Origin of the sequence: Salimicrobium album, assembly GCF_900107115.1 — a bacterium.
Taxonomy (GTDB): Bacteria; Bacillota; Bacilli; order Bacillales; family Halobacillaceae; genus Salimicrobium; species Salimicrobium album.
Genome location: NZ_FNOS01000002.1, coordinates 83,826 through 97,984, shown reverse-complemented (window position 1 = coordinate 97,984; position 14,159 = coordinate 83,826). Strand labels below are relative to the sequence as shown.

15 protein-coding genes and 2 other annotated features are annotated in these 14,159 nt (G+C 46.0%); of the genes, 1 reads left to right on the top strand and 14 read right to left on the bottom strand.

What is annotated here, in order from left to right; translation table 11 throughout:
- Nucleotides 1–33: 33 nt before the first annotated feature.
- Nucleotides 34–516, bottom strand: a complete 483-nt coding sequence (locus BLU03_RS03935) for a dUTP diphosphatase (RefSeq protein ID WP_093105736.1) — start codon at nucleotides 514–516, stop codon at nucleotides 34–36.
- A gap of 118 nt (nucleotides 517–634) precedes the next feature.
- Between BLU03_RS03935 and BLU03_RS03930 the strand changes: the two genes are divergently transcribed.
- Nucleotides 635–1,033 (top strand): sigma-w pathway protein ysdB, encoded by a 399-nt coding sequence (locus BLU03_RS03930; protein WP_093105733.1) that lies wholly within the window; start codon nucleotides 635–637, stop codon nucleotides 1,031–1,033.
- 148 nt (nucleotides 1,034–1,181) lie between these two features.
- On the opposite strand, the gene rplT is transcribed toward BLU03_RS03930, so the two are convergent.
- The 13 genes from rplT to polA all read right to left on the bottom strand — a co-directional run bounded on the left by rplT (nucleotide 1,182) and on the right by polA (nucleotide 14,077).
- Nucleotides 1,182–1,538, bottom strand: coding sequence for a 50S ribosomal protein L20 (rplT, locus tag BLU03_RS03925; protein WP_076569734.1), 357 nt, complete (start codon nucleotides 1,536–1,538; stop codon nucleotides 1,182–1,184).
- A gap of 29 nt (nucleotides 1,539–1,567) precedes the next feature.
- The gene (gene rpmI / locus BLU03_RS03920; protein ID WP_008588599.1) at nucleotides 1,568–1,765 is read right to left on the bottom strand and encodes a 50S ribosomal protein L35; all 198 of its coding nucleotides are present in this window, start codon (nucleotides 1,763–1,765) and stop codon (nucleotides 1,568–1,570) included.
- A 29-nt stretch (nucleotides 1,766–1,794) separates the two neighbouring features.
- Entirely contained in the window at nucleotides 1,795–2,340 is a 546-nt protein-coding gene (gene infC / locus BLU03_RS03915) for a translation initiation factor IF-3 (protein ID WP_176765415.1), read from the bottom strand.
- A 43-nt stretch (nucleotides 2,341–2,383) separates the two neighbouring features.
- Nucleotides 2,384–2,510 (bottom strand) — a sequence feature (ribosomal protein L20 leader region).
- Between the two features lie 99 nt (nucleotides 2,511–2,609).
- Nucleotides 2,610–4,559 carry a threonine--tRNA ligase gene (thrS, locus tag BLU03_RS03910; protein WP_093105730.1) on the bottom strand — a complete coding sequence of 650 codons (1,950 nt, stop codon included), beginning with the start codon at nucleotides 4,557–4,559 and terminating at the stop codon, nucleotides 2,610–2,612.
- A gap of 66 nt (nucleotides 4,560–4,625) precedes the next feature.
- Nucleotides 4,626–4,845, bottom strand: a binding site (T-box leader).
- Nucleotides 4,846–4,896: 51 nt separating this feature from the next.
- On the bottom strand, nucleotides 4,897–5,835 hold the full coding sequence (gene dnaI, locus BLU03_RS03905) for a primosomal protein DnaI (RefSeq protein WP_093105727.1): 939 nt from the start codon (nucleotides 5,833–5,835) through the stop codon (nucleotides 4,897–4,899).
- Nucleotides 5,836–5,840: 5 nt separating this feature from the next.
- Nucleotides 5,841–7,187 (bottom strand): replication initiation and membrane attachment family protein, encoded by a 1,347-nt coding sequence (locus BLU03_RS03900; protein ID WP_076569730.1) that lies wholly within the window; start codon nucleotides 7,185–7,187, stop codon nucleotides 5,841–5,843.
- 112 nt (nucleotides 7,188–7,299) lie between these two features.
- Nucleotides 7,300–7,764: a transcriptional regulator NrdR gene (gene nrdR / locus BLU03_RS03895; RefSeq protein WP_040609205.1), complete on the bottom strand. Its 465-nt coding sequence runs from the start codon at nucleotides 7,762–7,764 to the stop codon at nucleotides 7,300–7,302.
- A gap of 35 nt (nucleotides 7,765–7,799) precedes the next feature.
- On the bottom strand, nucleotides 7,800–8,174 hold the full coding sequence (locus BLU03_RS03890) for a cytosolic protein (protein ID WP_084193838.1): 375 nt from the start codon (nucleotides 8,172–8,174) through the stop codon (nucleotides 7,800–7,802).
- Nucleotides 8,175–8,254: 80 nt separating this feature from the next.
- Entirely contained in the window at nucleotides 8,255–8,611 is a 357-nt protein-coding gene (gene speD / locus BLU03_RS03885) for an adenosylmethionine decarboxylase (RefSeq protein ID WP_076569728.1), read from the bottom strand.
- 150 nt (nucleotides 8,612–8,761) lie between these two features.
- Nucleotides 8,762–9,796 (bottom strand): glyceraldehyde-3-phosphate dehydrogenase, encoded by a 1,035-nt coding sequence (locus tag BLU03_RS03880; protein ID WP_008588581.1) that lies wholly within the window; start codon nucleotides 9,794–9,796, stop codon nucleotides 8,762–8,764.
- A gap of 85 nt (nucleotides 9,797–9,881) precedes the next feature.
- Complete coding sequence (gene coaE, locus BLU03_RS03875) at nucleotides 9,882–10,496, bottom strand: dephospho-CoA kinase (protein ID WP_093105724.1); 615 nt, start codon at nucleotides 10,494–10,496, stop codon at nucleotides 9,882–9,884.
- Between the two features lie 102 nt (nucleotides 10,497–10,598).
- A complete protein-coding gene (gene mutM, locus BLU03_RS03870; protein WP_093105722.1) occupies nucleotides 10,599–11,423 on the bottom strand; it encodes a DNA-formamidopyrimidine glycosylase in 825 nt (274 codons plus the stop codon).
- Nucleotides 11,424–11,446: 23 nt separating this feature from the next.
- On the bottom strand, nucleotides 11,447–14,077 hold the full coding sequence (polA, locus tag BLU03_RS03865; protein WP_093105719.1) for a DNA polymerase I: 2,631 nt from the start codon (nucleotides 14,075–14,077) through the stop codon (nucleotides 11,447–11,449).
- Nucleotides 14,078–14,159: the final 82 nt, after the last annotated feature.

Below are 14,159 nucleotides of genomic sequence, written 5' to 3'. Positions count from 1 at the left end.
ATAAACCGAAGTCGAAAAAATCACAAAAATAACTCAATACCCACGGTCCTGACGATCGTAATTTTCATCATTTTTTTCGAGATAGGCCTGCTTCATATCTTCTTCAGAAATGTTCAGCGCAGCAGCAAGAGTTACGTACGCATCAAAAAGATTTTGATAAGCCTGCTTCGTTTTTTTACGTTTCCATTCTCCCAAACGTTGGTATACCGTTAGAAAGGCCTCCGTCCGGGAGGTGATATCGGAAATTTCCGCTGACTCGACATAACTGTTCAACTCTATTCCAAGGGAGAGCAGAAAATGAAGCCCGTCCACGTACTCTTCCTTGATGGTTTCATGATCACTTTCAGGTTTATTACTCCAGAATTTGAAACATCTCGTCTCGTTTGCCAGTTCCCCAAGTTCCACGTAAAAAGCCAGAGTCTTATGATCGACGACCGACTCTTTTTCTACATTTTTATGCTGCTCGATGTACTTATCCAGCTGCCGCTGGTATTCATAAAGTTCTGCCCAGTGCATTTTTCTCCTCCTTATCGTTACGTCGGGTGAAAACAGCGCTATCATTTTAAGAAATAGTTGAAACTTCTGCCCCTGTTCTCCCGTATCTCTACTATAAGCCTACAAGGGGACGATTACTATGATGGTCATTTTATTCAGAATACTTTTATTGGCTGCACTCCTGTTTCTCGTCTATACAATGGTGCAGCTGGCCAAAGATCCGAAACGGCAATTTAATACGGCTGTGGAAAACCGCAGTTTTTACTTCGAAGATAACGAAGACAATCCGAAGCGCAATTTCTTTATCACTTACAAAGGAGCTATCTTTGAGGGTGAGAAATATGTCGGGGCTACGGAAGAGTCTTTCGAAGTGGTTTCCATTACAGTTTCCGCAAAAGAACCGGACAGGCTGACGGGGATGGAACGGGAAGATCTTTATTTTCTGGAAAAAGAAATTCTGATCCGTTATCCTCACGCCTCCATCGAATGGAAATATCCGATGAAAACATTGTTGCAACGACCGTTTGAAAAACAATAGAAAAACCTGCAGGAAAGTATGTTCTTACTTTGCCTTTTTTCATACCCGTCCACCCGTCCTGAAGAAATAACACTTGTAAAACTTTATCTAAACAGAAAGCCATCTCCCAAACTAGGGAGATGGCTTTCTTTCGTTCGAAAAATGCGTTTTATTTAAGAGCTGTTTTAGCCTGGTCTACAAGAGAAGTGAAGGCTGCTTCATCATTAACTGCAAGATCCGCAAGCATTTTGCGGTTCACTTCTACTTCTGCGAGTTTCAGACCGTGCATAAGACGACTGTAAGAAATGTCGTTCATGCGTGCTGCAGCGTTGATACGTGCGATCCACAGTTTACGGAAGTCACGTTTACGTTGACGACGGTCACGATACGCATACTGACCTGACTTCATTACCTGCTGTTTTGCTGTTTTAAATAGGGCGTGTTTCGAACCATAATAACCTTTAGCTAGCTTTAAGACACGTTTACGACGTTGACGTGTCACTGTTCCACCTTTAACGCGTGGCATAATAATCCCTCCTGATTGTGATACTTAAATTATTTTTTCGGAAGCATGTTCTTGATACGACGATAGTCTCCGTTAGATACGAGTGCATCTTTACGCAATTTACGCTTCTGTTTTTGAGACTTATTGGCAAACAGGTGGCTTGTGTACGCGTGGGAGCGTTTAACCTTCCCGTTACCTGTTTTCTTAAAGCGTTTCTGGGAGCCTTTATGAGTTCTCATTTTTGGCATATCCATTTCCTCCTTTAACTAGATGTCGGTTACTTGTTCTCGTTAAGTGGAGCAAGCATCATAAACATATTTCTGCCTTCCATCTTCGGCTTCGTTTCTACCTGCGCTACATCTTTACACTCATCAGCCATACGGTCAAGTACTTTTTGACCAAGCTCTTTGTGTGTGATGGCACGACCGCGGAAACGGATGGAAGCTTTCACTTTGTCCCCTTTGGAAAGGAACTTACGTGCGTTACGTAATTTCGTGTTGAAATCGTGTTCTTCGATACCCGGGCTCAGACGTACTTCTTTGAGTTTGATAGTCGTCTGTTTCTTACGGGCTTCTTTTTCTTTCTTCTGCTGTTCAAAGTGGTATTTCCCGTAATCCATGATCCGGCATACCGGCGGTTTCGCGTTAGGTGCAACCATAACGAGATCAAGTTCTGCATTCGCAGCAATGTCCAACGCTTCATTACGAGATTTGACACCAAGCTGGTCGCCATTTACGTCTATGAGACGAACTTCCTTGGCACGAATCTTCTCATTAATTAACGTCTTATCGTTTTTGCTAATATCTAGCCACCTCCAAATTATATTCGGAAAATCATAACAAGATCTGTCATCGACAAGTTGTTGATTCCATAAAAAAGTGCGGGTACATAACTGCACCCACACGTAGCCCTGATGAAAAGCAGGGAAATTGAACCTGCCAACTGCTCATTGAGCGTCGATCAGGTGAGAAGCGGGTGCTTCTTCTTGTCTCAGATCCGTTCATTCATTTACCTAATATATATTATCACCGAGTGCTTCCATTGTCAAACCTTTATTTTAAAGGGGCAGGAATGATCTGCCCCTCCCCCTCATTACTTCCGCAATAATTTATGATCTATCTCGTTTCTTACTTCTTCAATAAATGTGGAGACCTCTTTCGTTTCCGAATCCTGTTCTCCGTACCTGCGTACGTTCACAGAATCGGCTTCTATTTCTTTATCGCCGACGACAAGCTGGAACGGTATCTTTCCTGTCTGGGCCTCACGGATTTTATATCCGATTTTTTCGTTACGTTCATCAACGCTCACCCGGACTCCCGACTGACGCAGACGGTCTTCGAGCTGCTTGGCGTAATCCAGGTGGACGTCCGCCGAAACCGGGATAATCCGCGCCTGTTCAGGGGCAAGCCACGTCGGGAACGCTCCCTTATACTCCTCGATGAGGAAAGCTACGAATCTCTCCATTGTGGAGACAACACCGCGATGAATAACGACAGGGCGGTGGTCTTTGCCGTCTTCTCCGACATACGTGAGGTCGAACCTTTCCGGCAGGTGGAAGTCGAGCTGGACTGTGGAGAGCGTCTCATCTTTTCCGAGAGCCGTTTTCACCTGAACATCCAGTTTTGGACCGTAAAAAGCTGCTTCCCCGTCCGCTTCCACGTAATCAAGCTCCATTTCATCCATCGTTTCTTTCAGCATGGCCTGGGATTTATTCCACATCTCATCGTTATCCACATATTTCTCCTTGTCCTCAGGATCACGATAAGAGAGACGGAAGTAATAGTCGTTCAGGCCGAAATCGTGATACACCTCGCTGACTAGTCTGACCACGCGTTTAAACTCATCTTTCAGCTGATCAGGGCGGGCGAAGATGTGAGCGTCATTAAGCGTCATAGCCCGGACGCGCTGCAGCCCTGCAAGGGCGCCGGACATTTCGTGCCGGTGCATCGTACCCAGTTCCGCGATACGGACAGGCAGGTTCCGGTAGCTGTAGTATTCATTCTTATAGACCATCATATGATGCGGGCAGTTCATCGGCCGCAGTACGAGGTCCTCATTGTCCATCTCCATCGTAGGGAACATGTCCTCTTTGTAGTGATCCCAGTGTCCGCTCTTTTTGTACAGATCCACGCTTCCAAGAACCGGAGTATAGACGTGATTGTACCCCAATCTCTCCTCCAGATCCACGATGTAACGCTCAATTGTACGACGGATCGTAGCACCGTTTGGAAGCCATAAAGGCAGCCCCTGTCCGACTTCCTGACTGACCGTGAAAATGCCGAGTTCCTTACCAAGCTTGCGGTGGTCCCTCTCTTTTGCCTCTTCTCTTAAACGAAGATATTCGTCAAGCTCTTCCTGTTTCTCAAAAGCTGTACCGTAAATACGCTGCAGCATTTTATTATCACTGTCTCCCCGCCAGTATGCACCTGAGATGTTGAGCAGTTTAAAGATCTTTATTTTGCTTGTCTGCGGAACATGAACACCGCGACAGAGATCGACGAACTCACCCTGCTGATAGAAACTGATCGTTTCTCCTTCAGGAATATCTTCTATAAGTTCCACTTTAAGGTCATCCCCAAGTTCTTTATACTTCTGTATCGCTTCTTCCCGGCTGAGTTCAAATCGCTTCACTTCCAAATTCTCATCAACGATCTTCTGCATTTCTTTCTCAATTACCGGCAGGTCCTCGGGAGTGACGGATGTATTCAGATCCATATCATAGTAGAAACCGTCTTCGATTACGGGACCTACTCCGAGATTAATATCCTCGTCAAACACCCTCTTCACGGCCTGAGCCATAAGGTGGGCGGTCGAGTGTCTTAACACTTCCACCCCTTCCGGATTTTTATACGTTACGATTTCGATGGAGGCGTCCCTGTCAATCGGGCGCCGTAAATCGTACATTTCGCCGTCAAGTTTTACAGCAAGCGCCTGTTTTTTCAACCCGGGAGAAATAGAGTGAGCTATTTCCTCACCTGTTATCCCCCGGTCGAAAGTTTTCTCGTTGCCATCCGGAAACTGGATACTGATCGATTCTGCCATTACTGCCACTCCTTCTGTATAATAATTTTCCCCTAAATAAAATAACCCGCCCACAATTGCTTTCGCAAAAGGGGCGAGTTATCAACTCGCGGTTCCACCCATCATTCACGCCTTCTTGAGGCGTCTTCATTATCCTTAACGCAGATATACGCTGACTGCTACTCACAGTTCACAGTCAGAGCTCCGAGGTGGTAATTGATAATCCTTCCGGGAGAAGCTTCCAGCCACGACTTCTCTCTCTGAACCACAGGTACTTTACCAATCATGTCCTCTTCAAAGCTTTCATTTATCATTATGTCGTTATTATAGCCCTCTCCCGCGGTTAAATCAAGCTTTCCTAACCATTTCTCCGGTTAGGACCGCTCACTTCCACCGGGTCGCTCAATTGACGGATTCTTTCAATGATCCTCGTCGCTTTCAAAGCACCCACTTCTCCTCTGTTCGTATGACCCATCACCTGTTCCAGTTCTTTAAGGGAGTAATTGGAAGTGAAGAAGACGGGAAGTCCTTCCATCATCCTGTGCTGCAGAATAGAGCCGAGTATTTCATCGCGGAACCAGGCGGATTGTGATTCTGCCCCAATGTCATCCAGCATTAGAACGGGTACTTTTTTGAAAGCATCCACTTTACTTGCAATAGAATCATCTTTAATCGAAGCTTTCATTTCCCTCACGAATTCCGGCATGTAAATCACCATAGTCTCGATGTTGTGATTACTGAGTTCATTGGCCAGAACTCCGAGAAAATACGTTTTCCCTACACCAAACAACCCGTGGAAGTACAGTCCTTTTTGAGGAAGTTTCTCCCCGAGCTGGTCCACGTAGGCCACAGTTTTCATTACTGCTTCATTTCTCTCCTCGCTGCCGGTGAAATCCAGTTTTTCCAACGTCGCTTCATGCAGCTCTTTAGGCATGTACAAACTTTTGACGAGGGAACGCTGTCTCTCTTCTCTTTCTTTTTTCACCTGTCTCGGACATTTGTCGTAAGCGATCTTCACTTCCTCTCCGTGAACTTCCACACGGGGCACGTAGCCGGGTAAGATGTTAATGCATTCGGCGCGGGAAGGACACTTCTCACAGGCCAGCGACTGGTTCTGATATTCATGAAGTTTAATCAGGTTTTTCTCAGCCACTGTTCTCGTCAGTCCCTCTGTTTCTTCAATCAGTTTTTTGACCTCCGGGGCTTCGAGCACCTGCTGTCTTGCCTGATTCATGCGGTTTTTGAACGATTTGTTATCTCTCATCCATTTCTTCAAAGATTCCTGAATCGGTTCCACGTGGTTCACCTGCCTTTCCGTTTCTCGGTGATGCGTTGAATACGCTGGGCAATTTCTTCGCCGGAAGCACCCTGCTCTTCCTTATCCTCATGTCTCGGATAGGGCTCTTCCTTGTGTTTTTCCTGCTTGTACCAGGCAGGGAGAACTTCGGAACTGCGCTTTTTCTTCATCCCTTTGTCCTTACTCCACTCCTGGTATTTCTTGTGTTCAGCTCTGGCCATATTCATAGCCTGATCTACCGTTTTCACGTTTTTTCGTGCCCAATGACTCGCAATTTTTTCAAGATAAGGTTTTGAGAGTTTCATATCCGTCTTGAGCAGTACGTAGTGGATCAGTACGTTCATTACGCCTTTTGGAAGACCCTGTTCCGTCATAACGTTCCTGATCAGTTTCACGTCCTGGTCCGTTGCTTTGTTTCCATTCGACATATCCTCGAGCAGTTCTTTTGGAGTAATGTTTTCGAGCATACTGATGAATTTCTCGTTTTTCGAAACGGGGCTATCCTTCTCTTTCCCCTGTTCTTCCTTTTTCTCTTCAAACTTTTCAGGAGCAGGTCCTGTTGGAACGTCACGCTGGCCGAGATCATGACAGGAGGCTTTCAACTCTTCTGTATCCAGCTCATTCTGCTCCGTAACCGACCACAGAACCGCCTTCTCCATATCCGTCGTACTTATATTATAGAGCACCGCCAGCTGATGTACGAGCCGGCTGTTTTCTTTCCCTAAAATTTTCCCGGCAGGAAGCATACGTTCCTGAAGGGCTTTCTGGATCCACTCAAGGTCTACGGCACTCTCCTTGAGAGCCACTCCCTGCTGCTGTACAGTCTCTTCCCCTGTGTCCATACCCTCCGGAAGAGAGGCTGCCGGAGAAAAGACGTCACTGAACGAAGCGGTGACTTCCATATACTCGTCCAGTTGCACAGAAGAAAACGAAAAAGCCTGCTTCAACTTATTGAATTTCTCCTCGCCTATTCTGTGGAGAAGCAGGAGGGAGAGCATATGGTCATTAAAAAACTGGAAAGCTGAGAAAGGAGGGACAAGATGGTACGCATAACTGATGCGATTTTCCTCTTCCTTCCTGAACGATTTCAGAAGACCGATCGCTTCAAGCTGAATTCTGGCTTCGTAGATCCTGTCGAGCGTCAGACCCGTATAGGTCATCAGCGCATGATGGGTCCGTTCCCCTTCATACAGCCTGGCTTCTCCTTCCAAAAATTGAAACAACGTTACAGCTTCGCGCCCTATAACGGGCTGATACAGATGAGTCAGCACCGTCGTTCTGTCTTCGAGACCAGGCGCACTTAAGGAAATATAACAATCTTTCGGATTCAGTTTTCCGATTCCTTTATTCATTGATCTCACTTCTTTCTGCCTGAGGAAACTGAAATTTCACCTGTGGTCTGATAGTCCGGAAGTTACACATATGAAGCTGCCTCCTGCTGAAAAAGAATGAGCCTGATGCGGCTCATTCTTTCTCTTCATGTTTGATCAGGTCTTTCAATTCATCAATGAAAACGTTGATATCCTTGAATTGACGATAAACAGAGGCAAAGCGGACATATGCTACTTCATCAATTTCAGAAAGATTCTTCATAACCATCTCTCCGATTTCTTTACTGTTCACTTCAGACACTCCGCGATTACGGAGTTCCTTTTCAATGTCATGAGTCACTGCTTCCAGGTCTTCAACAGCTACCGGACGCTTCTCGCAAGCCCGTATCAACCCTCTCATCAGTTTCTCACGGCTGAATTCCTCTCTCGTCCCCTCTTTTTTGACTACTATCAGTGGCACTTCTTCCACTCGTTCAAATGTAGTAAAGCGGAAATCGCAATTATCACATTCCCGGCGTCTTCTGATCGCATGCCCGTCTTCTATGGGACGGGAATCCAGCACTCTCGTATTTTTGTCACCACAGTTCGGGCATATCACCATTCATCATCTCCACTATTCAGAAGTATATGTATCTAAGTTTTTTCCACCACTGGTAATTTATCTTCCAGCTTTTCGTAAAACCGACTCACCAGTTTATGACTGTATCCGAAATCAAAAGGAAGAGCTGATTCTGTAGTCACTGAAAAATCGACAGCGCTCCTGTAGGGGCGGACCATGATAATTGTTACAACCACAAAAGCTTTCCTTCCATCCCTGTATTCCACCGTCAGTTCGCCGCGCTCTCTGGAAGAACCTTTTATTTTTGAAGGCGGCTGGAACATCTCTTCAACAATACTGAAAATTTCATCTTTGTTCGCTTTATAGTATTTCGTCTGCAACGATGAATCCGGATGATGATCTCTCGTCTCGGCGTGATCGGAAAAATATCTTGACATAAAATTTTTCACTTAGTCTTCTCCTCATCACTGGGTTTTTATACATATATCATTTTAACATGATTCCTTCCGTACCGAAACTGACTATACGCTCAGCCATTAAAAACGGCACCCCGACGGATTTCATTTATATCATACTTACGGCACTTCAATCCTTCCACAATAGTATGGAAAGCTTCCTCCGGCTGCAGATGGTCGCCACACGTATAAATATCTATACTTGCATACCCGTGTTCCGGGAAGCTGTGAATAGTCAGATGTGACTCAGAAATCAGCACAACTCCGCTCACTCCCTGTGGAGCAAATTTGTGAAACGCAACTTCTCTTACTTCAGCACCGGCTTTCAAAGCTGCCCGTACAAATAATTTCTCAACATAGTCGATATCTTCGAGACAGGAAATATCACAGTTCCATAAGTCCCCAAGTATGTGTCTTCCCAATGTATTCATGACAGACCTCTTCTCCCTTTCATGCGTCAATCGAACTGAACATTCCCGTTACAGTCTCCCCCGCTGAGTGAACTCAGCAGGTCCACTGCCTTTTTGAAATCGTAACATCCCCCCGTAAAAAAAGGAAACCTCAAAGCGTTAGCTTTGAGGTCACGATACTTTTTGTTTTTTTTCGCTCATCAGTTGTTCTGCTACCATTTTCGTCAAATCGACAGTGCGTGCGGAGTATCCCCATTCGTTGTCGTACCAGGCAAGCACCTTCACTTTTCTGTCTCCTACCACCTGTGTAGTCAGACCATCGATGATGGAAGAGTAAGGTGAAGAGGTATAGTCGATTGAAACGAGGGGTTCGTCGGAATAGGAAAGAATATTTTTCATTCCGTCTTCACTCGCTCTTTTGAATGTTTCGTTTACATCTTCCTTAGTGACGTCTTCTTTCAAATCGACTACGAGATCGATAAGAGAAACGTTAGGCGTCGGCACGCGTAAGGCCATACCGTTAAGTTTCCCTTCAAGTTCGGGCACAACTTCCGAGATAGCTCTGGCTGCCCCGGTGGAAGTAGGGATGATCGACTGGGTGCATCCCCGGGCACGCCGCAAATCTTTATGCGGGTTGTCCAGATTCTGCTGGTCGTTGGTGAACGAGTGCACGGTGGTCATGAGACCGTCAACAATGCCGAACTCATCTTCGAGAATTTTCACTACCGGAGCAAGACAGTTCGTCGTGCAGGAAGCATTGGAAATTACGTGATGATTGTGGTGGTCGTATGCTTCATTGTTGACACCCATTACAATAGTAGCGTCAGCCTGTTTTCCGGGAGCCGTAATAATGACTTTTTCGGCACCGGCACTTAAATGTTTCGCAGCAGCATCTCTTTCCCGGAACTTACCGGTAGCTTCTATAACGACATCAATGCCCATTTGTCCCCACGGTAATTGAGCAGGGTCCCGTTCCTGGCAAAGAGCTATCTTATGATTATTGATGTACAGTGCCTCCTCCGTGTGATCGATGTCAGCATTCAGTTTCCCGTGTACGCTGTCATATTTAATCATATGAGCCAGCGTTTCCGGTGGATAGCTCGCATTTACAGCTGCCAATTCCACTGTATCATCGTCAATCAACTGTCTCAGGACCATCCGCCCGATTCTTCCAAGTCCGTTGATTGCTACTTTTGCTTTACCCATAAGTACCCCTCCATTGTGTCATCATAATTTAAAAATAGTATATCATATTGTAATCGTTTTTGTTAGTAGGTAATTAAAAATCCTGTTATTTTTCAGGATTTTTCAGGACCCCCCATTCTTCCAACTGTTTTCTTACCTGGATCTTCGTCTCTTCCACACTTCCATTGTTATTAATCACTGCATCTGCCATACGCGCTTTTTCTTCGATATTTATTTGGGAAGCTATCCTTTCATTCGCATCTTCCCTGGCGGAACCATCCCTTTCCATAAGTCTCTGCAGCTGTACGCCCTCATCGACGAACACCACCATCGTCCTGTTGACGTAGTCCGTCAGCCCGCTTTCATACAGAAGAGGTATGTCCAGCACAACCGCGTTTTCCCCTTGTTCCTTGTAATACTCCCTTTTTTCTATCATCCTTTTGCGCACTTCGGGATGTACAATAGCATTCAGCTGCTTTCTTTTTTCTTCATCACCGAAAATAATCTTCCCAAGAGCCGGTCTGTCTATCTCACCAGTATGTAACAATACTTTATCACCAAAAAAATCAACAATTTTTTCATAGGCCGCTTCGCCTGGTTCCACCACTTCTCTGGAAAGCTTGTCCGCATCAATTACAGGTATATCCCACTCCGCAAACATACGCGAAACCGTGCTTTTTCCGGTGGCGATACTTCCTGTAAGTCCTATCACAACAGTCATTTAAGATCCTCCTGCGTACCGGCTTCCGGCCCGGGGAGTGCCGGACCGGAAAACAGGTCTTCTTTTATTCTTCAGCTGTTTCATGGCGTACTTATAATTTCTTCATTCCTGACAATAATAGCATACGTGTGTTCCGCGTCCGCCTACTTTTGTTTTGGTAATCGGTCTCCGGCAGACGGGACAGGGTTCCCCTTCTTTTCCGTACACGAACAACTTGTTCTGATACTCTCCCCGGCTCCCGTCACTTCTGCTGTAGGAGCGGATAGTGGAGCCGCCGGCTTCCATCGCTTCCCTGATAACTTTCTCTCCTTCCTCCACTATTCTTTTCACTGTTTCCCTGTCAAGAGAACTCCCAAGTCGTTCCGGATGAACGCCTGATCTGAAAAGTGTTTCGTCCACATAGATATTCCCGAATCCCGCCACTACACTCTGATCAAGAAGTATTGTTTTGATTCTTCTGGTGGTTCTTTGAAGCTGTTCATACATATATTCCGGAGTGAACCGTCCTTCGATAGGATCCGGCCCCAGCGTATTAAGCGGTTTGTTATTATATTCTTCCCCTTTATCAAACAGATGCATCGTTCCAAATTTCCTTACATCATTATAGTGAAGACTCGACCCGTCCTCGAATGTGAAAATGATGTGAGTATGCTTGTCTTTCGGTTCTTCCCCGTTTCTTACAAAATACTTGCCCTCCATCCGCAAGTGAGAAACAAGCGAAAAGTCGTCCAGGTGGAGAATGAGGAATTTCCCCTTTCTGTCCACTCCTTGCAGTTCCTGTCCCTGGAGCATCTCTTCAAACTGTTTTCTGTCTTCAGGTACTTTTACTATAGAGGGCCAGAAAACTTCTACCCGACTGATCCGTTTTCCCGTAACCTGTTTCAGCAAAGACTGTTTCACTGCATCAACCTCAGGCAGTTCCGGCATTTTTTCCCCTCCTTCATCACTTCCTATTTTGCGTCGAACCAGGTCTTGCCGTAAGAATGGTCCACTTCGAGAGGAACAGTAAGTTCCACCGTTTCTTCCATCACTTCTCTGACAGCTTCCGTTACCTTCTCCACTTCCAGCTCAGGCACCTCAAGAATCAGTTCGTCATGCACCTGCATAAGCATAGTAGCTTCAAGTTTCTCCTCCTTGAGACGGGCTGCCATATCGATCATCGCTTTTTTGATTATATCGGCAGCGGTCCCCTGGATCGGCGTGTTCATAGCCGTCCTTTCAGCGGCATTCCTGCGATTGAAGTTGCGACTGTTCATATCGGGAAGGTATCTGCGTCTGTTCATAAGGGTCTCCACGTACCCTTCTTCCCTGGCCTGCTGAACTGTGTCCTGCATATACTCTTTTACTTTCGGGTAACTTTTAAAATATGCATCGATATAAATCTGAGCGTCTTTCCGGCTTACTCCGAGACTCTGGGAAAGGCCGTAGTCACTAATCCCGTAAACGATACCAAAGTTCACGGCTTTCGCTTTTCTCCGCATATCCGAATCAACTTCTTCCGGTGCTACGCCGAACACTTCACTCGCCGTTTTGGTGTGTACGTCTTCTCCCTCTTGAAACGATTGAATCAGTTTTTCGTCTCCGGACATGTGTGCCAGAACACGCAGCTCGATTTGTGAATAATCACTGGCAAATATGACCCACCCCTGTCTGGAAGGGATGAACGCCTGCCGGATTTTTCTTCCTTCTTCCAGCCGGATAGGGATATTCTGCAGGTTCGGATCCGCGGAACTCAATCTCCCTGTCTGGGTAAGTGCCTGGTTGAACCTTGTATGAACTTTGCCGGTCTCCTTGTGAACCACCTTCAACAAACCTTCGATGTAAGTGGATTGAAGTTTGCCCAGCTGCCGGTACAGAAGAATCTCATCGATGATTTCATGCTGGGAAGATAATTGCTCCAGTACATCTGCAGCTGTCGAATACCCCGTCTTCGTTTTCTTAAGCGGCGGCAGTCCTAATTTCTCGAAAAGAACAGGGCCAAGCTGTTTAGGAGAGTTGATATTAAACTCCTCTCCGGCATGTTCATAAATCCTTTTTTTGATTTCTTCAAGTCTTCTTTCAAGCTCTTCTCCCATTTCCTTCAACCGGTCCACATCGACGCGCACCCCTGTGTATTCCATTTCACCAAGTATCAAAGCCAGAGGCATTTCTAAATTGTGGAACAGTTCTTCCTGCTTATTCTGCTTAAGCTGCTCTTCCAGGTTGGACTTCAACCGGTACAGCATGAGAGCCTTACGACCGGCGTGTTCATAAAGCACATCATCTTCCGGCCTTTTCCGCTTAGCCCCTTTGCCGTATACCTCCTCGTCCGTCGGGATGCCTGTTTCGCCGAGACGATGACTGATGGCTGGTATATCATGGTTGTTTACGGCAGGATTCACAAGATAGGAGGCCAGCAATACATCGAACGTAATCCCTTCTACCGGAATACCGTAACGTTTAAAAGCAACCAGCGTACGTTTGGCGTCAAACACCCATTTATGCCTGGAGCTGTCGGCTGCCCACGTTTTGAATGTGTCAGACTCCATGAGCTGTTCCGGTGAAAAAGCGAAGACACCCTTCTCATTGGAAAGAACGATCGCTTCTACAGGTGAAGTGTGGTAATTATCTTCAAGAATCTCGACAATAAGCGCAGTTTCATCCAGGAGAATATCTTCAGTCAGCGGTTTTTCTTTTTCTACCTCTACGGAAATCATCTCCGCTTTGCTTTCTTCCTCATCACTTCCGATGCGATTAATAAGAGATTCAAATCCGAGGTCCTGGAACTGCTTCCGGACAGCAGACGGTTCATAGCCCGTGTAAGCCGTATCCGTTAAGGCTATTTCCAACGGAGCTTCCAGTTCGATAGTTACAAGCTTTTTACTCATATAAGCTTCATTTTTGTTCGTTTCAAGTTTTTCTTTCAGTTTCTTTCCGCTTACTTCCCCGAGATTATCATACAGATTCTCAAGCGTACCGAATTGTTTCAGCAACTTGACGGCTGTCTTTTCACCGACGCCCGGGACGCCCGGAATGTTGTCGGAACTGTCTCCCATCAGAGCTTTCAGATGAATGACCTGCTCAGGATCTATCTCCATTTTCTCTTTAAGGAATCCGGGTGTATATGTCTCCACGTTTGTAATCCCTTTTTTCGTAAGACGGACAGTTACATTTCCGGAGACGAGCTGGAGCAGATCTTTATCTCCCGAAATGACTGTCACTTCGTCCCCCCGGTTCTCCGCTTCTCTTGCAAGCGTACCGATAATATCATCCGCTTCGTACTGGGGAAGCTGGTAATGTCTTATACCGAAAGAATCAAGCAGCTCCTGCAGTAAAGGGAACTGTTCCGAGAGTTCCGGAGGCGTCTTTTGCCTGCCCCCTTTGTATTCTTCGTAAGTTTTGTGGCGAAAAGTCGTTTTCCCGGCGTCAAATGCTACTAACATGTGATCGGGGGATTCCTCCTCAAGAATTTTGAGCAGCATAGTCGTAAAACCGTAAACCGCATTCGTATACACGCCTTTGTCATTGTTCAACAGGGGTAAAGCGAAAAACGCCCGATAAGCGATACTGTTACCATCGATCAGAACCAGTTTATTTCCCATAACGTCACTCCTACCTTTTTTGCTATACTCATTTTACCACGTCCCGACTTCAAGATAAAAAAGACAGAAGCAATTCGCTTCT

Coding starts and splice junctions, on each gene's coding strand:
- BLU03_RS03935 (WP_093105736.1), bottom strand. CDS start 516: ATGCACTGGGCAGAACTTTATGAATACCAGCGGCAGCTGGATAAGTAC.
- BLU03_RS03930 (WP_093105733.1), top strand. CDS start 635: ATGATGGTCATTTTATTCAGAATACTTTTATTGGCTGCACTCCTGTTT.
- rplT (WP_076569734.1), bottom strand. CDS start 1,538: ATGCCACGCGTTAAAGGTGGAACAGTGACACGTCAACGTCGTAAACGT.
- rpmI (WP_008588599.1), bottom strand. CDS start 1,765: ATGCCAAAAATGAGAACTCATAAAGGCTCCCAGAAACGCTTTAAGAAA.
- thrS (WP_093105730.1), bottom strand. CDS start 4,559: ATGGCAGAATCGATCAGTATCCAGTTTCCGGATGGCAACGAGAAAACT.
- BLU03_RS03900 (WP_076569730.1), bottom strand. CDS start 7,187: ATGAATAAAGGAATCGGAAAACTGAATCCGAAAGATTGTTATATTTCC.
- speD (WP_076569728.1), bottom strand. CDS start 8,611: ATGAATACATTGGGAAGACACATACTTGGGGACTTATGGAACTGTGAT.
- BLU03_RS03880 (WP_008588581.1), bottom strand. CDS start 9,796: ATGGGTAAAGCAAAAGTAGCAATCAACGGACTTGGAAGAATCGGGCGG.
- coaE (WP_093105724.1), bottom strand. CDS start 10,496: ATGACTGTTGTGATAGGACTTACAGGAAGTATCGCCACCGGAAAAAGC.
- mutM (WP_093105722.1), bottom strand. CDS start 11,423: ATGCCGGAACTGCCTGAGGTTGATGCAGTGAAACAGTCTTTGCTGAAA.
- polA (WP_093105719.1), bottom strand. CDS start 14,077: ATGGGAAATAAACTGGTTCTGATCGATGGTAACAGTATCGCTTATCGG.